Genomic DNA, 23,856 nt, shown 5'->3' with positions numbered 1-23,856 from the left:
GCCGAGTGCTCATGAACTTGGCTGGTTCGACAGCCTCCCCCCACAGGCACATGGGGAGAGGCCGAAGGCTGCGACGTCGGTCGTTCAATCGGTGTCGCGGCAATCGTCGCCGCGGTGGTCGCGGCCGCAGGAGCCGTGGTCATGGGCTTCCTCCCGGCCATCGCCGGTGCCCGGCGTGAACGACACGCCACGCAGCGCCTCGCCGGCGTTCGCGGTCCGCAGCGTGACAAAACGCTCGCCGGCCGGCAGCGTGGCCGCGGAAAGCTTGTCGGTGATCATCACGAGCTTGTTCGGATCGGCACCCTGGTCGCCGCTGCCGCTCACCGTGGAGGTGATCGCCCAGATCGACACGCTGCCGTCGCGATTGACGCGGCCGGTGATGTTGCGCAGGCCGTCGGTCGCCGGCGACCACGGCTTGCCGGTCGCGGCGTTGTTGCCGGTCGGATAGCCCTGCACCGTGTAGGGCACACCGAGGTCAAGTCCCGCCTGCAGGGTGTAGGCTTGCTTCCACGCGCCGGCCGTGCTGTCGAACACCCACTTCTGCAATCCGGCGGTGGTCTGCGCCTTGGCAGCGGTATAGCTGTTCGATGTCGGGTCGAATGTCGCGGTGCCGTTGCCCTCGTCGGCGACGTAGAGCGTGTTCGCGTCGGCGAACCAGATGCCGAACGGGAACGAGCCCGTGCTCTTGAGCGCAGTCGGGAAACCGCTCAGCACACACATGTTATACGGCGTGACACCCTGCCCCGCCAACTTCGAGCCATCGTAGAAGATCTGCGTCGTCGGCAGCGACGCAGACGGAGCCGGCAGGCCGACGCCATTCGGGCACGCCTTCGGACTGCCGTTGGCGGCGTTGCCGGTGGTGTCGATGAAGTAGACGGTGTTGATTCCGTTCCCGCCGCTGCCCTTGGTCGTGTAGATCACGTTGTTGAACACGGTGAGGCCGCGGAAATTGGTGTCCTTGCCGATCTTGTCGGCCTTCTGGCCGAGTTCGGTGATGTTGAAGCTGCCGAGCGGGAAAGGTCCGCCCGGGTCCGCCTGCCGCGCGAGCGGCGCGTCGGCCTCTCTCGCGATCTGCATGCCGGCGCCCGTGATGACGCCCGCAGGCTGCGGGTTGCCGCCATTGCCCGCGTTGCCGGCGGTGTAGAACACACCGGCACCATGCCGATCGTTGAAGATCGCAGCGCGGCCGTTGTTGCCGCTATAGCCGTTCACCTTGGTGAAGTGGAAGCGACCGTTCTGGTCGACTTCGGCGACCAGGCGATAATAGGTGCCGGGCACCGGATTGGTCGGATCGATGACGTCAGGGGTGTTGGAGTTCGACACGTCGATGGCGCCGATCGGAGCGAGATAGCCCATGAAGGTCACGCTGCGATGATCGAGCGACAGATTCAGCGCCAGCTCGGATTTTGACGAGAAGCTGGTGACCATCTGGTCCTTGTTTTGGGACACACCGCGCTGGGCGCTGTTCGGCACCTCGAGCGACTGCACATGTCTGCCGTCGAGACGCAGTTCGTCGAGCAGAATCTTCGCGGTCAGGCCGAACGAGCCGTCGACGCCGTCGTTGTTGAACACCGTCGGATAGGTGCCGTCCGCCGTGGCGGTCACGCAATTGGGCGACACGCAGTTCGGCGGCAATTGCGTCACGCCGGGCGCGATGGTGACGGCGTTGTTGACGAACACCGCACGGCTCAACAACAGATGACCCGGCCGGAAATGAACGTCGTCGCCGTCGGCGTGCGCAAGACTGCTGGCCAGCGCCGTGGAGGCGAGCAGCGTCAACGCAAAAACCGGCCGAGACAGCGGAAGCCCCACAGGCGGGCGCAATCCTTTGGCGATCATTGCTTTTCTCCCAATGTAAGATTTTTTCAGAAAACGAGGGCGGCGTAACCGCCCGCCATGTCGGCGGTCGGCGCGCGCAATCTGCGGGCGGACTGTTACGGGCGTGCGACAATCGACCGCATGTCCACTGCGGCATCACGCTCGTCACGATGGATGATCAAGTCGGTCATGCCCGGCAATCTCGCCCGGGCCCTCGGCTACAGCGGAGGGAATGTGCCGACGCGCTAATTGTTCGTCGTCGGCAGATCGTTCGGGCCGTACTGCTTGAACTCGAAGATCTTGCGCGTCAGGCCGGGCGCCAGCGCCGAGATCGGGTTGACGCGCAGCACCGGCTGGCTCGGCGTGCCGACCACTTCATAGGTCACGCCGATCAGGCCTTCATTGCTGCCGGCGCCGAGGAAAATCCCGAAGAACGGGATCTGGCCGAACATGTTGTTCAACCCGTACATCGGAATGAAGGTGCCGTTCATCCGCACCTGGTTGCCGACATAGTCGATGCTGCCTTCGATGGTCGCGCCGATGCTCGGTCCCTTGACCACGCCGTTGCGGATCGAAAGCTGGCCGCTCTGGCGCGTGAACTCGGCGCGCAACGCGTCGAACCCGATGCCGTTCTGGGTGCTGACCGGCCCGCCGGCGACGGCGCGGTCGAGCTGGGTTTCGCCCTTCACCGAAAAGCCGGTGATGTTGATGAGTCCTTCCCTCGGGCTCGGCTCGGGGATCGGCGGCTCCATCGCCAGCGTGAGCTGGCCGCCGACCACCTTCGAATAGGTGTCGATGAAGCGCAGGAACGCGCCGGCGTCGCCGGTCTGCAGGTAGATCACCTCGCGGCCCTGCTGGCGTCCGCGCATATCGACGCTGACGGGGGTGTCGCGGCCGACCCTGCCGCTCAGCGTGAACGCCTTGAAGAACCCGTTGCGGCGCGAAATCTTGGCGTCGACGCCGCGCAGCGCCTCGCCGTTGAACCCGGCCACCGCGCCGAGCTTCAGATCGACATCGAAATCGGTGGTCTTGGTCTTGCTCTTGGGATCGCTATCGCGGCCGGAGATCGCCGATTTCAGGAAGCCGCGGCCATCGAACACGTCGCCGCGCATCGTCACCTTGATCACGCCGTCGGGACCGCGATCGGCCCGCAGCGATGTCTTGTCGCCGTCCGAAGGCGCATAGGTCGGGAAGTTCGCATTCATCAGGTCGCCGTTCTGGTCGACCTCGAGCGCGCCCTTGATCGAGACGCCGCTGCCTTCGATCGAGATATCCTCGAACCGCGTCGACTGCCCCTTCGGCACCACGTTGAAGGTCGCCTTGCCGCCCCTGCCCTGCGCCTTGACCCAGCCCGGCAGGATGTTGTCGAGCTTGAGCTGGGTCAGGTCGGCCTCGACGCCCATCTTGGTGGTGGGATTGTCGCCGCTGCCGATCTTGCCGTTCAGCTTGATCGGGATCGCGCCCGAGACCGCGGGGCCGAGATCAAGCCCGAGGCGCGCGCGGCTCGCGTCGTCCAGTGTCGCCTGCAGCTTGACGTCGGCATCGCCGTCGGCCGGCTTGCGGTAGTCGAGCGAGGCCGCCTGTCCGTTGATCTTGACGTCGCCCTTGACCTGGAAGCCGGCGTTGCTCGCAACCACCTTCAGCGTGTTGGCCTCGAGCTTCTGGTTCATCACCAGCTTGTCGACGGCAACGCCGGAGATGTCGGCGGTGACGGAATATTGCGTGTCGGCCTTGGTCAGCCCGCCCGTCACCGGCATGCCGAGATTGATCGTGGCCGTGACGTTGCCCTTGCTGGCGTTGGGATCGATCGGCGGACCGGAGAGATCGCTGAGCCGGTCGGATGCGAGGATTTCGGCGGCCGCCGGCACCGGACAGTCGACCCGGAACTTGACCTTCGACGGCGACGGTTTCGGCGCCATGTCGGGCACCTCGAAGGTGAAATCCGACAGCGTGATCTTGCGGCCGGCCGGCGTGTCGGCGATGCCCTGGTTGATGGTCACGGTCGCGGTGCGGCCGGTCACCCTGGCTTTCAGATCCGCGTCATGCACCGGGGGCATCTGATCCACCGGGCGCACCGTGACACCCGAGGCGACGATGTTGACCGAGAGACCGTCATCCGGGATCGGTGGTCCCTTGCGCGACAGATTATGTACCGGCGAATTGACGCCGACATCGATGCGCTGGAGCGTGCCGCGGTCGATCCGCTCGAGCACCCATTCGCGCACCTCGGGCACGATGATGATCGGCCACATCCGCTTCAGCGCGGAGGCCGACATCGGGGTGCCCGCGAAGCCGAGTTGCAACCGCGGCTCGCCGGAATAGTCGACGCTGCCGGTGCCGGCGACGCCGATCTCGCCATTGCTGATATCGGCCTGGGTCAGCAGCACCCGCTTCTTCTCGGTGTCGAACCGGAAGCCGACGTTGATGCGATTGAAGATCAGCGGCGGTTCATTCTTGTCGGCGCCGGCCAGCACGATGGTGCCCCCCGACAGGCCCGCCTGCCAGTCGGTGACGTTGTCGTTCGGCGGCTCGAGATGGCCGAGCAGCGTGATGCGGTTGGCGCCCGAGACGATTTTGATCGGCGCCAGCAGCACGCGGCGCCCCGAATCCCATTCGACGCTCATCTCGGCCGAATCGACCGGCATCGGGTAGTCGGGCGTGTCGGTGTCGATGATGTTGCCGGCGCCGACATTGATCTTGCCGCGGAAATAGGTCGGCAGGCCGTCGCGGCCGAGCTCGCCCTTCATCTCGCCCGACAGCGGCAGGTCGGCGGTATAGGTGAGATCCTTGGTCCGCATCGCGAGCAGGATGTTGCGGGTGGAAACATTGTCGGCCTTGATGTCGACCGAGCGCACGCCGTTCTGCTGCGGTCCAACCAGGACGCGGACCGACCAGGGCTTCGCGCCGTCCTCGCCGAAGCTGAGCGCAACGCCGCCGCCGCTCGGGCGCCGCAGGCTCAGGCTGATATTCTCAAAGCTCCATTTGTTGCCGCGCTGCTGGTCGTCGACGACGAGATTGCCGTTCTTCAGGCCGATCTCGTTGAGGTTCTGACCGTCGAGGCCGGTCATGCTGAGGCTGTCGAGCCAGTCGAGGCCGGCGAGCAGCCCGCTCTGGGCCGAATCGGGTGCAGCTGCCGAGGGCCCGGAGGCAACCGGAGGCAAGGCAACTGGAGGCAAGGCAACCGGTGGCGGCGGCGCAGCGGTCGTCGGCCGCGGGAATGTTGGCGGCAGCCCCGCCTCCCGCTTGGATGCAACGCCGGTGGCGAGCGGTTTTGCGGTGTCGCCGGCGGACACAGTGACATTGCCGTCGGGCGTGATGCGCACCGACAGTTCCGCATCGACCAGATTAAGGCTCTCCGCCCGCAACTGGCCCATCAGCAATGCCGTTCCCGACAAGCGCACTTCGGCTTTCGGCGCGCTGGCAACGACCGCGTGGTCGCGGTCGCGGACGATGATGTCACGGATGCGCACCGCGATCCTGACGCGGCCGGCGCGCTCGATCTGCGTTCCGCCCACCTCGACCGTGTTGCCGTGACCGATATTCTCCTCGATCGCCGCGGCAAGCCATGGCGTCGCCAAATCGAGATTGATCGGACCGGCGCCGAGCCGCCACCACAATGCGCCGAAGCAGGTCGCGAACATCACGACCAGCACCACGAGCACCAGTCCGATGCGGCGGATCCAGCGTTCGCCGTTCAGCCAGCGCTGCATGCCGGAGCAGAAATCGGTGAAACGATGCAGGTTGGTGTTGGAACGCGCCAGCAATTGCCGCGCACGGTTGCCCGCCGCCTCATCCTGCTCGTCCCACGCGGCGTCGTCTTCCCATTGCGAGAAGTCAGTCCCGGCGCGCGGATTTGGACCCTGCGGCGACGTGTTCCTTGCCATTGCCTCTCGGTGCTGACGGCGAAGCTGATCGCCGCCATCGGGGCGCCCGTCGACTGTTATCGAGCGCTCCCTTGCCGGCATCGCCGCCTATCCTCGCCTAATCATGTTACTCGCCGATGGCCCCGGAACGGACCAAAACAACCAATCAAAAGCCAATTCAGCAAGCGGACGGGTAACGCGTCGAATTCCTTGTCACCATACTCCGTGGCCATCAAACTTGCCCAGCAGCCGATGCGAATCCGCCGCTGCGAATGAGACCCGCAATACCCCAATGGTTGAGCTTCGGAAAGCGACGAAAGGAAGGCGTATGTCCAAGAAAACGCGCAAGAAATCCTCCAACACAACCGGAAAGCGGGTCGCAACAAAGGTTGCGCGCGCCGCAAGCGCAAGCACTGGGAAGTCCGCGACGAAAACCCGCACAACGGTTGCGAAGAAGGCCGCGGCCAAGAAAGCAACCAAGAAAGCAACGAAGGCAAAGGCCAAGACCACCGCCAAGACCGCAGCGGGTGTTCCAGACAAAGTCTCGCACAAGGCCGCATCGAAACCGTTAAAGGCTGAGCCGGCCGCGACCGTGACCAAGTCGTCCGCCGTCACACTCACTGAGGGCGCCGCGGCGCCTGGCTTCGACCTGCCGCGCGACGGCGGAGGCAGCGTTTCACTGCGGGATTTTGCCGGCAAGAAGCTGGTGCTGTTCTTCTATCCCCGCGCCGACACCCCCGGCTGCACCAGAGAAGCGATCGACTTCACCCGGCTCAAGAATGAGTTCGCGGCTTCCGGTGCCGAGGTGGTCGGCATTTCCGCCGATACGGTTAAGGCGCAGGAGTCATTTCGAAACAAACACCAGCTGTCGGTGCCGCTGGTCTCGGACCCGGCTCATCAGATGCTGGAGGCGTATGGCGCCTGGGGCGAAAAATCCATGTATGGCAGGACCTTCATGGGAATTATTCGCACCACGGTTCTGGTCGATTCCAGTGGAAAAGTCGCCCGGATCTGGCGTCATGTGAAGGTCGACGGCCACGCCGAAGCGGTACTGGAGGCCGCCCGATCGCTCTGACCGGATGGTTCCGTTTCCTGAAAATTAACCATGGCGGGCTCAAATCGGCCCCGCAAATTAGCCGTACGGAGCTTGGTCCGACCGGCCGCGGGAGTACCGATGTCGAGCCGGTCCGGTCATCACCAGAAACACCATCATCCGCAAGACCATGGCCGGTCGCCGGCACGCCGTCCGGTGGCCCAGCATGCCGCACCGGCGGCTGCCGCGGCGGCCTCCGGCGAGGGCTATACCCTGGTTCATGCCGGCAAGCAGGTCCGGTTCGGACCGGTGGTGTTCTGGATCGCGGTCGGCACCGTGGTCCTGCTCGGCATGTGGTCGGCGGCGACCGCGACGTATTTCGCGTTCCGTGACGACGTCCTGACCCGGCTGATCGCGCGCCAGGCCGAGATGCAATACGCCTATGAGGACCGCATCTCGGAGCTGCGCGCCAAGGTCGACCGCACCACCAGCCGCCAGCTGCTCGATCAGGAGCAGTTCGACCAGAAGCTCGACCAGATCATGAAGCGGCAGTCGGCGCTGGAATCGCGCGCCACCGCGCTCGGCGCAATGCCTGATGTTGCGACCACCGGATCGATCAGGCCGCAGGGCCGCGCCGACGCCGCGCCGTCATCCGGTACGCCAAAGCCCTCCCCGATCAGCGACACCGTGATCTTCGTGGCACCGCCGGATCGCGAGGCGCGGCTGGAATCGCGCGCGCCGCTGATCGCCAAGGCGCAGCCGAACCAGTTCGCCAAGGCTCAGGGCGTCGACAACGTCCTGGTCCGTCTGCAAACCTCGCTTGACCAGGTCGAGCGGCGCCAGGTCGCCGCGCTCTCCTCGGTCGAGGACGGCATCGAATCGCGGGTGCGCCGGATGCGCGGCGTGATCTCCGATCTCGGCCTCAACATGGCGCAGCTCGAAGCCGCGACGCCGCGCTCCGGCATGGGCGGCCCCTATGTGCCGGTGAAGCTCGCGCCCGACGCCGGCGCGTTCGAGCGCCAGCTCTATCGCATCAACATCAACCGCGCGCAGCTGCAGCGCTTGAATCAGACGCTGGCGCTGGTGCCTTACCGCAAGCCCGTCGTCGGCGAGGTCGAATTCACCAGCGGCTTCGGCGTTCGCTCCGATCCCTTCCTCGGCCGTCCGGCGATGCACACCGGGCTCGACTTCCGCGCCGCGCAGGGCGATCCGGTGCGCGTCACCGCCAACGGCAAGGTGGTGTCGGCGGGCTGGGCCGGCGGCTACGGCCGCATGGTCGAGGTCGATCACGGCAATGGCCTCTCGACCCGCTACGGCCATCTCTCAGAGATCGGCGTCAAGGTCGGTGAATACGTCAAGATCGGCCAGGTGATCGGCGCCGTCGGTTCGACCGGCCGCTCCACCGGTCCGCATCTGCACTATGAGACCCGCATCGACGGCGAAGCGGTCGATCCGCAGAAATTCCTCCGCGCTGGCGTCCGGCTCAGCGCGGGCTAACTCAATCTCGATTGATCTGAACACCGGCGCAAGCGGTCTCGCTTGCGCCGATCAGCAGTGCGCGGCGCGAGATGAGCGGCGAGCGCTTCATGATACGCCGCCTTCGTCGGCATCATCGTCGACAGGGCCGTCCGGACCCTCGCGATAGATGTAGATGCCGAAATTCCAGCGATGGTCGCCGCCCTTGTCCTTGGCCAAGGCGCGGTTGGCCTCACGGTTGGCGACCTTCAGCGCCTCCATCGCGAGCTCGCGCGAGCGCCCCTCAAGCCGCTTGGCGAGCTTGGCCGACAGCCCGTCGTAATGCACCGCGCGTTCGAGGAAGCGCGGCGTGGCCGAGGACACGTTGAGCTCGGCGGCCGCGACATGGTCGTGCAAATTGCGTCCGAGATAATGCCATTTGCGGTCGTCGTCGCCATGCGGGACGAAGGCCTCTTCGACCAGCATGATCTCGTCGTCGTCATTGATGGTGACGAGCTTGCGGTCGAGCCATTCGTCGAGCACCGCGCGCGGCCGCACATCCTTGGTGATCGATTCGACCAGCGTCTCGAACGACGCGCGCGTCATCCGCGGTGCGCGGCAGCTGCAGCGGAACGCCCTTGGCGTCGGTGAATTCGGGCGCGGCCAGCCAGCGCGCGATGATCGCGCTGGTGCGCGACAGCGTCGCCGGCACCGCATTGACCGGCGCGCCGGCGCCGCGCAGCCGCGCCACCTCCTTGCGGTGGATGCCGGTCAACAGGCTGACGCGGCTGTCGGTCTGCTCCTTGCCTTCGAGCGCGAAGTCGCGTTCAGCGACATTGACATAGAGCTCGCGCAGCAGCTGGGTCAGCGCCGGAAATGTCATGCCGCCGCGAATGCAAAGCCGGACCAGCGGACGCAGCATCCGCGCCAAGGGCGCGTGCAGCTTCGCTGCGGCGATCGGCGCAGTCGATCCCGGCTTCGACTTGGGGGCCTTGGCATTCATGCCTAACTTTAGCCGCCCGCCGCGTGGGATACAATCCCACCTCCTTTGACGTGTGACATTTTCCCACCTATGGGAAACAAAAGTTACCTCCGGACGCACGCGCTTGCGGGCGCTGATGTCACGGGTTCGGGCACGGCACCGGCTCGATCAAGCACATGTTCACGCAGGATGCCGTTGGACAAACCGGCCCAGAGGCCGAGGTGATCAACAACCCGCACAACCAGACCCTCAATGTCGCGATCCAGTGGGGGCTCACTGGCGTCCTGCTGCTTTACGCGATGTGGTTCAGCCACATCCGCCTGTTCGCCGGCCGCGATCTCGTGGCCTGGATCGGGCTCGCCGTCGTCGTGCAGAACATCACGAGCTCGCTGCTCAATTCGCATTTGTCCGATTTTCACGAGGGCTGGATCTACGTGATCGGCGTCGCCGGCGGCATGGCACTCCGCGCCCGCCGGCCGGAGAAGGTCCTGACTGGCTCCGCCGCGGCACGCCGGGAGTGACGGCAAGGACGCGGATGTTTAATTCACCACCGGTGCAACAAACTCGGTGTCGTCCCGGGCAGCGACTTGTCCGCCGTAGCTCAACGAGCGAAGGTGGAAGCGCGACCCGGGACCCATAACCACAAATGCCCATTGGCTTGCAAAGCTGGGGCCGCAGCTCATTCCAACAACAGGCGCCTGTGGTTATGGGTCCCGGCTTTCGCCGGGACGACGGAGGAGTTTGCGGCGCGAACAGCGCCTTTGTAGTAATCGACCGCCTACCTCGTCGCCTCGTGCCCGACCTCGCCTGTGATGACGTCGCCGAACAGCTCCCACGCCACGCCGTTGAAGCGCATCAGCTGCATCTGCTCGATCGGGAAGTAGTCGTCCGGCGAGGTGTTGACCATGACGCCCGGCAGCATCAGGTCGGAGTGGAAATTCTTCAGGCTGGTGGCCTGCTTCATCACGTTCTCGCGAGTGAGATTGTCGCCGCACTGCTTCAGCACCTGCACCATCGCCTCGGCCTGCACATAGCCATAGACGTTGTTGAAGTTGGCTTTGTCGCCTTCCGGATAATATTTGTCCATGAACTCGCGCCATTTCACGACGGCAGGATCCTTGTCCCAGGTCGGATCGGTTGGATCCTTCAGGTATTGCGTCGAGATGATGCCCTTGGCGTATTGGAGCCCCGCCGGCTTCAACACCGAGGCGACCGTGGTCGCGGTGTTGGCGAGAAAAAATTTCGGGTTCCAGCCGAGCTCGCCGACCTTGCGGATCGCCTGCGCCGAGCCCTTCGGCGCCGCCCAGGAGAAGAAGATGTCGGCGCCGGAATCGTGCAGCGCGACGATTTGCGAATCGATCGATGGATCGGAGACCTCGTAGGACTTGTCGGCGATGATCATGTTGACCTTGTCGCCGAGCCCGTCCTTCAGGCCCTTGAACTGATCCTTGCCGGCGTCATCATTCTGCCAGAACACCGCGATCTTGCTGTTGGGGAAGTTGTCGCGAATGTATTTCGCGTAGATGCGGCCTTCGCTCTGGTAGTTGGGCTGAAAGCCCATCGTCCAGGGAAAGTTCTTGGGGTCGCCGAATTTGGTGCCGCCCGAGGCGACGAACAATTGCGGCACCTTCTTGGCATTCATGTATTTCATGATTGCCGAATTCGACGGCGTGCCGAGCGCCTGGAAGATCAACAGCACCTCGTCGCTCTCGACCAGCTTGCGCGCCTGCTCGATCGCCTTCGGCGGCGAATAGGCGTCGTCGTAGCTGATGAAGTCGACTTTGCGACCGTTGATGCCGCCCTCGGCGTTGATCATCCGGAAAAACGCGGCCTCGGTCTTGCCGATCACGCCGTAGGACGATGCCGGGCCGCTATACGGCATGATGTTGCCGATCTTGACTTCCGCGTCGGTCGCGCCGGGATCGTACTTCTTCTGCGCGGTGGCCGAGGTCGCGATCAATGCCGCACTTGCGAACGCCGCGATTGCGCCAATATATCCAGAACGAGCCCGCATTGTTTTCTCCCCGATTGTTGTCGTTGGTTTTAGCGGCAAGTCTCGCAAGGGACGAACATGCTGGCAAGCACCGGGTTTTTCCGTTGGGCGAAACGGCATTGTTGCCTGGCGCTAGTTGTGATTGAAGGTCGATCTGGGGATCACGAGTCGAGGCGTTCTGATTGCGTAAACCGGACATTCGTACCGGTCCGCGGCATCCGCGTTTTGCGGCCGCGGGCTATGAGATCACGCGCCGCCTCAGCAAACGTGCGATGGCGAAGCTTGGCCTGCACAAGGCCGATAGCGAGTTCGCGCAGCGCACGATCGCTTCGATCCGCGACAAGCTGCAGCGTGGCGAGACCGTCTACATCGCAGGCCTCGCCTGCCCCGGCACGCACAACACCGGCGTTGCACTGGTCGAAGTCACCCAGAAGGACGGCCCGCGCCTGATCGTCAACAACGAGGAAGAGCGTTTTTCCGGAAACAAACACACCAACGAGTTTCCGCAATACGCGCTCGACGACATGCGCAAGGTGTTGCAGCGGATGGGCCGCGATATCGGCGACATCGCAGCCTTCGTCACGACGTGGGACTATCCGGCGCTGATGGCGATGCTGATCCGCACCTCGTTCGAGGAAGCGCCGGCCAGTCTCAAATTGCTGCGGGCACCGATCGCGCCCGCGATCAACCTGCGACAGATGGACCAGGTGCGGCGCATCTCGCGCAGGCTCGCCAAGATGTACGGGCTCGGCGAGCAGCTGCCGCTGATCTGCATGCCGCATCACGACAATCACGCCTGGTACTCATTTACGGCCTCGCCATTCGCCGAGGTGCGTGAGCGTGTCGCGATCGCGGTGCTCGACGGCACCGGCGACGTCGGCTCGATCTCGCTCTATGTCGCCGAGAACGACGAGATGAAGCAGCTCTATTGCAATGAGAGCCTGTTCGATTCGCTCGGTGCCTTCTACACTGTGATCTCGTCGAGCCAGGGCGGCTGGACCTGGCTCTCCAGCGAGGGCCGCTACATGGGCGCCGCCGCCTGGGGCGACATGAACCGCGCCACCAATCCCTACTATCAGCGCCTGAAGGCAGTGCTGCAGCTCGGGCCCAATGGCAGCGTGCAGCTCAATCGCGCGATGGCCAATTGGTACGCCGACCCCGCCGACAATCCCTATCATCAGCCGCTGATCGATATTCTGGGCGCGCCGCTGCGGCCCGACCAGCTCTGGAATCCCGACGCCGTGCTGCGCGTCGAGGACATCAATCACCGCCCCGACACCAAAGACCGCGTCGACAAGGCCGCCGCGACGCAATTGGTGTTCGAGGACGCGATGATCCATGTCATCGATCATCTCTTGCGCATCACCGGCACCGACCGTTTGGTGCTGACCGGCGGCGTGGCGCTGAATGCGCTCGGCAACATGCGGCTGCTCGAGCACTTTGACGAGGCCTGGTTCGAACGCGCCCAGCAGCGCAAGACACGCCTGCATATGTGGGTGCCGCCGGTGCCCGGCGATCCCGGCGTGCCGATCGGCGCGGCCTGGCTGTTCGCGCACATGGCGGGCGCTGCGCGCGGTGCGCCGCTGTCGCACGCCTTCTATTGCGGCCTGCCGCCCTCGAACGCCGACATCGCCGCGGCGCTGCGCGCCGACGACGTCGCCTCCACCGAGATCGGCAATGTCGCGACATCGGAAGGACGCGATGCGGTTGCCGATCTGATGGCCAGCATGGTGGCGCAAGGCGGCGTGATCGCGATCTATCAGGGCGCGGCCGAGACCGGGCCGCGTGCGCTCGGCCATCGCTCGATCCTCGCCAATCCCTGCGACCCCGAGGTGCGCGAGCGGCTCAACGAGCGCGTCAAGTATCGCGAGGCGATCCGGCCGCTGGCGCCGATGGCGACGCTGCAGGCCGCACGCGACTATTTCGAGCTGGAAGACGGCGCATCCGACGACGACTACAACGCCTACAACTACATGGTGCTTACGGCGCATTCGAAGCCGGAGGCCCGCGCCAAGATTCCCGCCGTGGTGCATGCCGACGGCACCGGCCGCATCCAGATCGTGCGTGAGGCCGACGATCCCCTCACCTATGCCTATCTGAAGGCGCTCGGCCGCCATATCGGCGTCGAGATGTCGGTCAACACGTCGTTCAACGTCGCGGGCCCGATCGCGCAGACGCCGGCGCAGGCGATGGACACGCTGCGCCGCTCCAAGGGGCTCGATGCCGTGGTGCTGGTCGCCGACGACGGCACCGCCTACGCCGCCTGGCACGGCGGCGAGCGCGACAGCGGCCGCTTCACCGGCTGGTATGCGGCGTGGAAACAGGCGCGCGGCTGAACCAGGTCAAGACGCGCCCGTCGATCAGGAGCAGCGCGCTGGCGATCACGAGCGCGCCGATCACCTCGCGCAGCGCGACCGGCTCGCCGAGCACGAGATATCCGAGCAGCATCGCGGTGACCGGAAGCAGCAGCGTCACCAGCATCACATTGGTCGCGCCGGAGCGCTGCAGGATCTGAAAGAACACGATGTAGGCTAGCGCCGTCGACAGCGCCGCGAGCCCGAGCACGGCGAGCCATGTGGTCGGATGCGGCATCGGCAGCAGCCAGGGTCGTTCGGCCACGCCGGCGACGACCGCCATCATCACGCTGGAGGCCATCATCTGGAACGTCGCCGTGCCCAAAGGCGGCACGCGCTGCGGCAGCCGCCGCCCGACCAGCGCCGCGATGCCGTAGCTGAAGGCACCGGCGAGGCACAGCAGGATGCCGATGCCCTGCCTGCTCTCGAAGCCGAGCGCATCACCATGCAGGATCGCGACCCCGATCAGCCCGACCACCACGCCCGCCACGCGGCGCGCCTGCAACCGCTCCTCGCCGGCCACCGCCATCACGACCACCGCAAACAGCGGCGTCGTCGCATTGAGGATCGAGGCCAGCCCGCTCGGAATATAGGTCTGGCCGAACACGATCAGCGAGAACGGCAGCGCGTTGTTGAACAGCCCCATCGCGGCGAACGGCGCCCAGCCGGCCAGGCCATGCGGGAATTCGATCTTCCGCGCCCGCAGCAGCGGCAGCAGGATGAGCGCGCCGAGCACGACGCGCAGCAGCACCAGCGTCAGCGGCGGCAATTCGCGCAGGATCACGCCGTTGAAGAAGAACGAGCCGCCCCACAGCACCGACAGAAAGCCGAGCAGCCCCCAGTCGCGGCGATCGATCCTGTTGTCGGCGGAAGGCATGGCGGGCACTCATCTGCGCTGGCGCAGATGCCTAGCCGCCCGGGGCGGCGCTGGCCACCCGATTTCCGTGAATGGCGGCTCTGCCTATTTCGGCCGCGACACGATCTCGATCATCTGGCCTTCGTCGCCATCGGGCGCGTGGGCCTTGGCCTTGTCGTAGGCGGTGAGCGCGGCGCGGCTCACGGGCACGCCGGGCAGCAGCGTCTCGGCAAGCCGCACGGCGTAGTCGGCATCCTTGTGGCGCAGCGCCGCCGTGAAGGATGCGCCGGTGAAGTTGCGGTCGATCATCCGCTTGCTGTGGCGGATGATCTGCGGGCTCGCGATCGCGCCGCTCGCCAGCGCCTCGGCCACCAATTGCATGTCGAGGCCGGCCTGCTCGGCGATCGCGACGCCTTCGGCGAGGCTTGCGATCTGCACCGCGCCGATCAGATTGTTGATCAGCTTGAACGCGGTGCCGGTGCCGACCGCGCCGAAATGGCGGATCGTGCTGCCGATCGGCGCGAGGAACGGCCGTGCCTTGTCGAGATCAGCGGCATCGGCGCCCACCAGCAGCGTCAGCTTGCCCGCGGCCGCCGCTTCGGGGAGCCCGGTGACCGGACAATCGATGTAGATCAGGCCGCGGCTGTTGAGCTCGCGCGCCATATCCAGCGTGTGCTGATACGAAACCGTGGAGCATTCGATCGCGAGCGTGCCGGCCTTCATGGTGGCGGCGGCGCCGTCCCGGGTCAGCCAGACCGCGCGCGATGCCTCGTCGTCGGCGACCATGGTCACGACGGCATCGGCATCGATCGCGGCGTCCTCCGGCGAGGTCGCCCACAGCGCGCCGCGCGCGATCAAATCCTCGGCCTTGGCCTTGCTCCGGTTCCATACCGCGACGGTGAAACCGGCATCGAGATAACGGCCGGCCATGCCGTGGCCCATGCGCCCCAATCCGATGAAAGCGACGCGTGTCATGGGCTAATCCACATCCTCGACGGAGCCGGGCCCGGTGCCGAAGGCACGTTGCGCCAAGGTCGCCGCCATGAACTCATCGAGATCACCGTCGAGCACCCCCGAGGTGTCGGAGGTCTGCACACCGGTGCGCAAATCCTTCACCATCTGGTAGGGCTGCAGCACGTAGGAGCGGATCTGGTGACCCCAGCCGATCTCGGTCTTGGCGGCCTGATCGGCGGCGGCCTGCTCCTCGCGCTTCTTCAGCTCCATCTCATAAAGCCGCGCGCGCAGCATGTCCCAGGCCTGTGCGCGATTCTTGTGCTGGGAGCGGCCGGCCTGGCAGACCACCGCGATGCCGGTCGGAATATGCGTCAGGCGCACCGCCGACTCGGTCTTGTTGACGTGCTGACCGCCGGCGCCGCCCGATCGCATGGTGTCGGTGCGGACATCCGCCTCCTTGATCTCGATCTTGATGCTGTCGTCGATCACCGGGAAAATCTGCACCGACGAAAACGACGTGTGCCGCCGCGCGTTGGAATCGAACGGCGAGATGCGCACCAGGCGATGCACGCCGGCCTCGGTCTTCAGCCAGCCATAGGCGTTGTGGCCGGAGATCTGGATGGTGGCGGACTTGATGCCGGCCTCTTCGCCTTGGGACTCCTCGAGGAACTCGATCTTGAAACCGTGCTTCTCCGCCCAGCGCGTGTACATGCGCAGCAGCATCTGCGCCCAGTCCTGGCTCTCGGTGCCGCCGGCGCCGGCATGGACTTCGAGATAGGAATCGAACTTGTCGGCCTCGCCAGAGAGCAGCGCTTCCAGCTCGCGCCGGGCGACTTCCTTCTTGAGGTCCTTGAGCGCCTTCTCGGCCTCGGCGACCACGGCCGCATCGTTCTCGGCCTCGCCGAGCTCGATCATGCCGATGTTGTCCTCGAGCTCGCGCTCGACCTTGCCGATGCCCGAGAGCGCGTCCTCCAGCGAGGTGCGCTCCTGCATCAGCCGCTGGGCCTTCTGTGGATCGTTCCAAAGATTGGGGTCTTCAGCGAGCTTGTTCAGCTCAGCGAGGCGTGCCGTCGATTGTTCGACGTCAAAGATGCCTCCTCAGCAGCCCGACTGACTGCTTGATCTCTTCAACAAGGCGTTCGATTTCCGCGCGCATGGTCTTTCAGGTGTTGGTGAAAAAGCTTGCCGGGGATGTAGCGACCGGCGCGGCAAAGCGCAATCGGCTTGGCCACGCTATCCCGGCGATTTGGATCGGCCAACCGCTAGTAGAGTCCCCCGGTTCCCGGCCGCATGAAGAAGCCGCCATCCGGCTGTCCGCCACCCTGCGACGGCTGCGGGCCGGGCGCAGGACCGCGGCCATCGGCGTCGGCGACACCGATCACCGAGTAGTTGTCCGGCGGCGCGGTGCCCGGCTTGAAGGCTTCGAGGATGGTGTTGCCGCTATCGCCCGGGCCGGCCCGCATGCCGGTCTTGGCGTCGACGCGGATCAGCTTGATGCCGGCCGGGACCTTGAACGGGGTCGGCGGCTTGTCGGCGAGCGCAAGCTTGAGGAAGTCGCGGGCGATCGGCGCCGCCACGTGACCGCCGGTGGCGGTGCGGCCGAGATTGCGCGGCTTGTCGTAACCCATATAGACGCCGACTGCGAGATCCGGCGAGAAGCCGACGAACCAGACGTCCTTCTCGTCATTGGTGGTGCCGGTCTTGCCGGCGATCGGCTTGCCGACCTCCTTGACGACGGTCGCGGTGCCGCGCTGGACCACGCCTTCCATCATCTCGGTGATCTGGTAGGCCGTCATCGGATCGAGCACCTGCTCGCGGCGGTCGACGAGCTGCGGCTCCGACTGGCTCTTCCAGCCGCCGGGCGCGTCGCAGCCGCGGCATTCGCGGGTGTCGTGCTTGAAGATGGTGTGGCCGTAGCGGTCCTGGATGCGATCGATCAGCGTCGGTTTCACCCGGCGGCCGCCATTGGCGAACATCGAATACGCCGTGACCATGCGCATGACGGTCGTTTCGCCGGCACCCAGCGCATACGACAGATAGTTTGGCAGTTCGTCATAAACGCCGAAGCGTTTGGCATATTCGCCAACCAGGGGCATGCCGATGTCCTGCGCGAGCCGCACCGTCACGGTGTTGAGCGAGCGCTGCAACGCGTTGCGCAGCGTGGTCGGGCCGTAATACTTGCCGGTCGAATAGTTCTCCGGACGCCACACGCCGGCGCCCTGCCCCTGATCGATCTCGATCGGCGCGTCGATCACCGTGGTCGACGGCGTATAGCCGTTGTCCAGCGCCGACGAGTACACGATCGGCTTGAACGACGATCCGGGCTGCCGGTAGGCCTGCGTCGCGCGGTTGAACTGGCTCTGGTCGAACGAGAAGCCGCCGACCATCGCGAGCACGCGGCCGGTCCACGGATCCATCGCCACCATGGCGCCGGAGACCTCGGGCAATTGCCGCAGGCGATACTGGCCCTCAACCGCAGTGCCTTCCTTGGTCACCAGCGGGTCGGCATAGATCACGTCGCCGGGCTGCAGCACCTGCGAGACCGCCGTCGGCGCCTTGCCCTTGCTCTTGGCCCAGCGCACGCCGTCTATCGAGATGATGCCGGTCTGCCGCTCCTTGCTGACCGCGCCGCCGAGCTCGCGGCCCGGCTGGAAGCCGATCCGCGCCGACTGATCGCTGGTTTCCAGCACGACCGCCATCCGCCACGGCGAGATGTCGGAGAGCGATTTGACGTCGGCAAGCTTGACGCCCCAGTCGCCGGAGACGTCGAGCTTGTGCAGCGCACCGCGCCAACCCTGCGCTTCGTCGTAGTTGACGAGGCCGGCGACCATGGTCTTGCGCGCCATCACCTGGATCTTGGGATCCAGCGTGGTGCGAACCGACAGGCCACCCTCGTAAAGCTTCTTTTCGCCGTAGCGCTCGAAGATGTCGCGGCGGACTTCCTCGGCGAAATACTCGCCCGCGAAGATGTGTGCGCCGTTCGAGCGGCTGGTGACGTTGAGCGGGTCCTTGCGCGCCTTGTCGGCGTCGGCCTGCTTGATCCAGCCGTTCTCCAGCAGGCGGTCGATCACATAGTTGCGGCGCTCGATCGCGCGGTCACGGTTGCGGACCGGATGCAGCGCGGCCGGCGCCTTCGGCAGCGAGGCGAGATAGGACGCTTCCGCGATCGTCAGCTCGTTGACCGACTTGTCGAAGTAGACCAGCGACGCCGCCGCAATGCCGTAGGCGCCGAGCCCGAGATAGATTTCGTTGAGGTAGAGCTCGAGGATGCGGTCCTTGGAATAGGCGCGCTCGATGCGCATCGCCAGCAAGGCTTCCTTGATCTTGCGCGCGAACGAGACCTCGTTCGTCAGCAGGAAGTTCTTGGCGACCTGCTGGGTGATGGTCGAGGCACCCTGCGGGCGGCGGTTGGAGCCGTAGTTCTGCGCGTAGAGGATCGCAGCGCGCGCCATGCCCTGATAGTCGATGCCGCCGTGCTCGTAGAAGTTCTTGTCTTCGGCGGCGAGGAACGCGTTGATCACGAGCTTCGGCACTGCCTGGATCGGCAGATAAAGCCGCCGCTCCTTGGAGTATTCGCCGAGCAGCGCGCCGTCGGCGGCGTGCACGCGGGTCATCACCGGCGGCTCGTAGTCCTGGAGCTGCGAGTAGTCGGGCAGATCCTTGGAGAAATGCCAGATGGCGCCAGCGACGGCGGCGACACCGACCAGGAACACGACGGTTCCGGCGGCGAACAAGAAACCCATGAACCGCACGAGCAGGCGCATTATCGACGTTCCGTTCCTACCCTCCGGCGCCCAATCGTCAGAAGCGCCTGTCCAAAAGTGCGAAGCCTCACACAACGAAGGCTCACATAGCGAGGCCTTTGCATCGAGGCCTTTACATCAAAGCCTTGGCCCAGCGAGCCGCCTTGCGCACGCGAATATACAAGAGCCGCCGGACAATATGGTCGATTCTGCGGACCTGCGATCCCTTGTCTATAGCGTCGCCGCTGTGGCCAAACTAGGGCTTCCGGGCAACGGCCCCGGCTTTTCAGGCGACCAATTTCACTTTGCCGGTCCGGCGGTTGCCAGCCGTTTGGAGAAGAACGTGTCGATCGCCTGGACCATCGATCCGACGGCCTTGTTGCGCCAGTTCTCGGAGACCAGATGCTCGAGGTCGCCCTTGTTGGAGACATAGCCGATCTCCACCAGAACGGACGGCACGTCGGGCGCCTTCAGCACCCGGAAGCCGGCCGATTTCAGCGGATGCTTGTGCATCCGCACCGTGGACTTCATCTCGTCCATCAGCAGACGAGCGAAACGGTTGGAGAAGGTCTTGGTCTCGCGCTGCGCGAGGTCGATCAGGATGTCGGCGACCTCGGTCGGCTCGTCGGTCAGGTTCACGCCGGCGATCGCGTCGGCCTTGTTCTCCGCTTCCGCCAGCCGCTCGGCCTCCGCGTCGGACGCCTTGTCCGACACGGTGTAGATCGTGGCACCCTGGGCGTCGCCCTCGCGGCGCGGCAAGGCATCGGCGTGGATCGAGACGAACAGCGCCGCGGATTGCGAACGCGCGATCTTCACCCGGTCGTTGAGCGGGATGAAGGTGTCGTCGGACCGGGTCATGACTACCCGATATTTGCCCGACTTCTCGATCCGGTCGCGCAAAGCGAGGCCAAAGCCCAGCACCAGGTTTTTCTCGGTCTGGTCGCCGGACTGGGTGCCGTTGTCGATGCCGCCATGCCCCGGATCGATCACGATCAGCGGGCGCGAGTCGGTGGCCGCAACCGGCGGCAGCGCCGCCGTGGTGACGGCCGGAATGGTCGCCGTGGTGGCTTCGGAAATCGACGGCTTCAATTCGGGCCGGCTCTCCGGCGCGAGCGACTGCACGAAGCTGGTGCGATCGACCTGCTCGAAATCCAGCACCAGCCGCGGTGGCTGACCGTTGGCGGCATCGAGCACATAGGAATTGGCGATCTTCACCGGGCCGGTCATGTCGAACACGATCCGGGAGCCGCCGGGCATCACGAGGCCATAGCGGAACGCCTTCACCAATCCCCGCGCCGCCGAGCCGGTGCCGGCAGCGAGCTGGAAATTGACCTGCGGGATATCGACCACGACACGGTAGGGGTCGGCCAATGGGAAGGCGCGAAATTCGATCTTGCGGTCGAGATCGAGGATGAATCGGGTCTGCTTGTCGTCGCCGGCAAGCCTGGCGCCGGATGCGATCGGGAAATTCGGCGCACTGGCGGCTGAGGCGCTTGCGGCCGGCGCCGGCTGCCCCTCCGGTGGCCCTTCGGCCGCGCTCGGGGCGCTGGCCACGCCAAGCGCCAATGCTGCAGCGCACAACAGCCCGCATCCCAAGAAAATAAGGTGTTTTGCGCGGTTCTCCACCCGATTCGGAGCCTCCCAGCTGCTTCTTACCGCATTAGAACCACACGGTTAATCGCACCCTAATGACGCGCGGGCGAAAAGAGCCGAGTGTTGCGGCGGCGTGACGCTTCCCTTGCACGCGGCGGGCAATCCACGTATGTACGGAGTGCTGACGGCTAGTACTCCCGGTTGTGTCGCGTTCAGCCTCTCGGTGCAACGGTGGAACCTTCCAAGTCGAAGATCCCGCCGTGTTTTTCCGGTCCCTCCCCAGCCAGCGCCGCGCGCGGCTGACACGGAGAGGCGGATTCAAGCCCGAGCGGCGTCCGGTCCCAGACACACTCCCTCGCCAGAGGGACGGTTTGAGACAAGGCATAACTGATTATCCGGTCCCTTGGGGCCTCGATATGCGATGGCCGGCGGGCGCTTCGGCGCCAGGCGGGGCTTTCAGCAAAGGATACGGCGGTAATTTTCGCCGCCAACATGTTTAGACGGGCCGACGCTTAATGCGCCAGACTGCATTGCCGACCAGGATCCCCCGAATGATCGCGCTGACGCGAGGTGAAAACTTCGCCCGTCGCATCATCCCGGTGGGTTCCCGTCCGGCGCTGCGCCGCGAGACGCGTTTTGGCCTTCCCCTCACCCCCGAATCAGGTGGACCGTCGCGTCACCGGGCGGCGCAGTTTGCGCGCGCCATGATCCGCGCCCGCCGCCGTCAAGAGCTCCAAAATGCCCAACAAGATGTTGATCGATGCCACCCACCCGGAAGAAACCCGGGTCGTCGTGGTCCGTGGCAATCGCGTCGAAGAGTTTGATTTCGAGACCGCCCAGCGCAAGCAACTGCGCGGCAACATTTACCTCGCCAAGGTCACGCGCGTAGAGCCGTCACTGCAGGCTGCCTTCATCGAGTATGGCGGCAACCGGCACGGCTTCCTCGCCTTCAGCGAAATCCATCCCGACTATTACCAGATCCCGGTCGCCGACCGTCAGGCGCTGATCGAAGCCGACGAGCGCGCCCATCGCGAGGCCGAGGAAGAGCACGAGAACCGCGGCCATCGCCGCCGGTCGCGCCATCGCAATGCCCGCCGCCGCGGTCATGGCGACCGTGTCCAGAGCGAGGTGATCGAGGGTGCAGGCGACGCACAGGCGCTGCCGGCAGCCGAGGCTCACGAACACCCCGCCGATGTCGGGCATCATGAACACGATGCCGGGCATCACGAGCACGGCGTGGCCGCCTATGAGGGGCACGAGCATGAGGCGCATGATCATGCGCATCACGACGACCACGAGCATCACCACGATCATGAACATCACCATGACCATGGTCACGACGATCATGGCCACGATGATCACGATCATGACCACCATGATCACGGCTACGCCCCCGTAACGAGCGAGGCGCCGGCCGCCGACGCCCCGTCCGACCCCGTTGTCGCGGTGGTCGAAGCCTCCGTTGCGTCAGCCGCGCCGGAATTCGTCGAGACCGCCGAGGTCAATCATGAGCCCGAGCGGGCCCATGAGGAGCAGGTTGCGGAAAACGCCGCGCATGCCGACGACGCGCCGCATGTGGCTGCCGACGAAGTCCACGCCGCGGCCGATGAGCACGCCGTCGCCGAGTACGCAACGCTTGCGGACGGAGCCGCGCCCGAGGCTCGGCATGGCGACGATGCCGGCGAAGACGATGACGAGGATGACGGCGAGGAAGGCGAGGAAGAGGATGTCGTCGAGTCCGTCGGCGGCGACGATGTGCTCGAGGAGGTTCCGGAGCGCGCGTTCCGCCCCCGTCGCCAGTACAAGATCCAGGAAGTGATCAAGCGCCGGCAGGTGATGCTGGTGCAGGTCGTCAAGGAAGAGCGCGGCAACAAGGGCGCCGCGCTGACCACCTATCTGTCGCTCGCCGGCCGCTACGCCGTGCTGATGCCCAACACCGCGCGTGGCGGCGGCATCAGCCGCAAGATCACCTCCGCCCAGGACCGCTCGCGGCTGAAGGAAGTGGTGCAGGACCTCGACGTGCCCGAGGGCATGGGGATCATCCTGCGCACCGCCGGCGCCTCCCGTAGCAAGCCGGAGATCAAGCGCGACTTCGAGTACCTGATCCGGATGTGGGAGACGGTGCGCGACCTGACCCTGAAGTCGCAGGCGCCGACCCTGGTCTACGAGGAAGGCTCGCTGATCAAGCGTTCGCTGCGCGACCTCTACAACAAGGAGATCGACGAGATCCAGGTGGCGGGCGAAGCCGGCTACCGCGAAGCGCGCGACTTCATGAAGATGCTGATGCCGGCCAATGTGCGCGCGGTGAAGCAATATCGCGACGGCCAGCCGCTGTTCTCGCGCATGGGCGTCGAAAGCCAGCTCGATGCGATGTTCTCGCCGACCGTGCAGTTGCGCTCCGGCGGCTACATCGTGATCAACCAGACCGAGGCGCTGGTCTCGATCGACGTCAACTCCGGCCGCGCCACGCGCGAGCACCATATCGAGGACACCGCGCTCAAGACCAATCTGGAAGCCGCGGAAGAAGTCGCGCGTCAATTGCGTTTGCGCGACCTCGCGGGCCTGATCGTCATCGACTTCATCGACATGGACGAGAAGCGCAACAACCGCGCGGTCGAGCGCAAGCTGTCGGACTGCCTGCGCCAGGACCGTGCGCGGATCCAGGTCGGCCGCATCTCGCATTTCGGTCTGCTGGAGATGTCGCGCCAGCGCATCCGCGCCAGCATGCTGGATAGTTCGACGGAGCCCTGCCCGCAATGCGGCGGCTCGGGCCACGTCCGCTCGGTCTCGTCGGTGGCACTACAACTGCTGCGCGGCATCGAGGAAATCCTGATGAAGGGCGCGACCCACAATCTCGTGGTCCGTACCCGCACCGACGTCGCGCTCTATGTGCTCAATCACAAGCGCGGCCATCTGCGCGACCTCGAAGACGCCTTCAAGGTATCGCTGGCGGTCGCCGCGGATGCCACCGTAAGCGCCCAGCAGTCCTACATTATCGACCGCGGCGAGCAGGTGCATACGCTCGAGGCCGCCAAGGCGCTGTTGGTGGCCCAGGCTGCCGCCTCGCCGCCGCAGGCCGACGAAGCCGACGACGAGGAAGAACTGTTCGAATACGAGGCCGAGATCGAGACCGACGAGACCGAAGGGCTCGTCGACGAGCGGGTGGCCGGCGAGGAAGCGGGCGCCGCTGATGGCGAAGGCGACGGCCAGCG

General features: G+C 65.4%; 12 protein-coding genes and 2 pseudogenes. 5 read left to right on the top strand and 9 right to left on the bottom strand.

Going from position 1 to position 23,856, the window contains the following annotated elements; translation table 11 throughout:
- Positions 1-84: 84 nt before the first annotated feature.
- Together H8B02_RS03540 and H8B02_RS03535 are read right to left on the bottom strand one after the other, a co-directional pair.
- The gene (locus H8B02_RS03540; protein ID WP_229164885.1) at positions 85-1,839 is read right to left on the bottom strand and encodes a hypothetical protein; all 1,755 of its coding nucleotides are present in this window, start codon (positions 1,837-1,839) and stop codon (positions 85-87) included.
- Between the two features lie 224 nt (positions 1,840-2,063).
- The gene (locus H8B02_RS03535; RefSeq protein WP_229164884.1) at positions 2,064-5,783 is read right to left on the bottom strand and encodes a YhdP family protein; all 3,720 of its coding nucleotides are present in this window, start codon (positions 5,781-5,783) and stop codon (positions 2,064-2,066) included.
- A 226-nt stretch (positions 5,784-6,009) separates the two neighbouring features.
- Between H8B02_RS03535 and H8B02_RS03530 the strand changes: the two genes are divergently transcribed.
- Positions 6,010-6,756, top strand: a complete 747-nt coding sequence (locus tag H8B02_RS03530) for a peroxiredoxin (protein WP_229164883.1) — start codon at positions 6,010-6,012, stop codon at positions 6,754-6,756.
- A 99-nt stretch (positions 6,757-6,855) separates the two neighbouring features.
- Positions 6,856-8,211 carry a M23 family metallopeptidase gene (locus H8B02_RS03525; RefSeq protein ID WP_229164882.1) on the top strand — a complete coding sequence of 452 codons (1,356 nt, stop codon included), beginning with the start codon at positions 6,856-6,858 and terminating at the stop codon, positions 8,209-8,211.
- Positions 8,212-8,298: 87 nt separating this feature from the next.
- On the opposite strand, the pseudogene H8B02_RS03520 reads toward H8B02_RS03525, so the two are convergent.
- Positions 8,299-9,172 (bottom strand): annotated as a pseudogene (locus H8B02_RS03520) (DUF6502 family protein).
- A gap of 128 nt (positions 9,173-9,300) precedes the next feature.
- Here H8B02_RS03520 and H8B02_RS03515 point away from each other — a divergent pair.
- Positions 9,301-9,672, top strand: a pseudogene (locus H8B02_RS03515) (O-antigen ligase family protein); the annotation flags it as partial.
- Between the two features lie 257 nt (positions 9,673-9,929).
- On the opposite strand, the gene H8B02_RS03510 reads toward H8B02_RS03515, so the two are convergent.
- Positions 9,930-11,165 (bottom strand): ABC transporter substrate-binding protein, encoded by a 1,236-nt coding sequence (locus tag H8B02_RS03510; RefSeq protein ID WP_229164881.1) that lies wholly within the window; start codon positions 11,163-11,165, stop codon positions 9,930-9,932.
- A 161-nt stretch (positions 11,166-11,326) separates the two neighbouring features.
- On the opposite strand from H8B02_RS03510, the gene H8B02_RS03505 reads away from it, so the two are divergent.
- A complete protein-coding gene (locus H8B02_RS03505; RefSeq protein ID WP_229164880.1) occupies positions 11,327-13,480 on the top strand; it encodes a carbamoyltransferase C-terminal domain-containing protein in 2,154 nt (717 codons plus the stop codon).
- Here H8B02_RS03505 and H8B02_RS03500 read toward each other — a convergent pair.
- From H8B02_RS03500 to H8B02_RS03480, 5 genes are all read right to left on the bottom strand, one after another.
- The gene (locus tag H8B02_RS03500; RefSeq protein ID WP_229164879.1) at positions 13,440-14,375 is read right to left on the bottom strand and encodes a DMT family transporter; all 936 of its coding nucleotides are present in this window, start codon (positions 14,373-14,375) and stop codon (positions 13,440-13,442) included. The genes H8B02_RS03505 and H8B02_RS03500 overlap by 41 nt on opposite strands.
- Before the next feature lie 84 nt (positions 14,376-14,459).
- Positions 14,460-15,329 carry an NAD(P)-dependent oxidoreductase gene (locus tag H8B02_RS03495; RefSeq protein WP_229164878.1) on the bottom strand — a complete coding sequence of 290 codons (870 nt, stop codon included), beginning with the start codon at positions 15,327-15,329 and terminating at the stop codon, positions 14,460-14,462.
- A gap of 3 nt (positions 15,330-15,332) precedes the next feature.
- Positions 15,333-16,464, bottom strand: a protein-coding gene (gene prfB / locus H8B02_RS03490) for a peptide chain release factor 2 (protein WP_143046567.1) whose coding sequence is annotated in 2 segments (ribosomal slippage) — positions 15,333-16,394 and positions 16,396-16,464 — 1,131 coding nt in all. Because the reading frame shifts where the segments join, the coding sequence is not laid out codon by codon here.
- Positions 16,465-16,570: 106 nt separating this feature from the next.
- On the bottom strand, positions 16,571-19,072 hold the full coding sequence (locus tag H8B02_RS03485) for a penicillin-binding protein 1A (protein ID WP_229164877.1): 2,502 nt from the start codon (positions 19,070-19,072) through the stop codon (positions 16,571-16,573).
- 279 nt (positions 19,073-19,351) lie between these two features.
- Positions 19,352-20,677: an N-acetylmuramoyl-L-alanine amidase gene (locus H8B02_RS03480; protein ID WP_229164876.1), complete on the bottom strand. Its 1,326-nt coding sequence runs from the start codon at positions 20,675-20,677 to the stop codon at positions 19,352-19,354.
- 705 nt (positions 20,678-21,382) lie between these two features.
- Here H8B02_RS03480 and H8B02_RS03475 point away from each other — a divergent pair.
- On the top strand, positions 21,383-23,856 hold a 2,474-nt coding region (locus tag H8B02_RS03475), incomplete at its 3' end, for an Rne/Rng family ribonuclease (protein WP_229164875.1).

It is taken from the genome of Bradyrhizobium altum (assembly GCF_020889705.1).
GTDB classification, from domain to species: domain Bacteria; phylum Pseudomonadota; class Alphaproteobacteria; order Rhizobiales; family Xanthobacteraceae; genus Bradyrhizobium; species Bradyrhizobium altum.
Note: the sequence above shows the minus strand (reverse complement) of the source record. Positions and strands in the feature narration are given on the sequence as shown.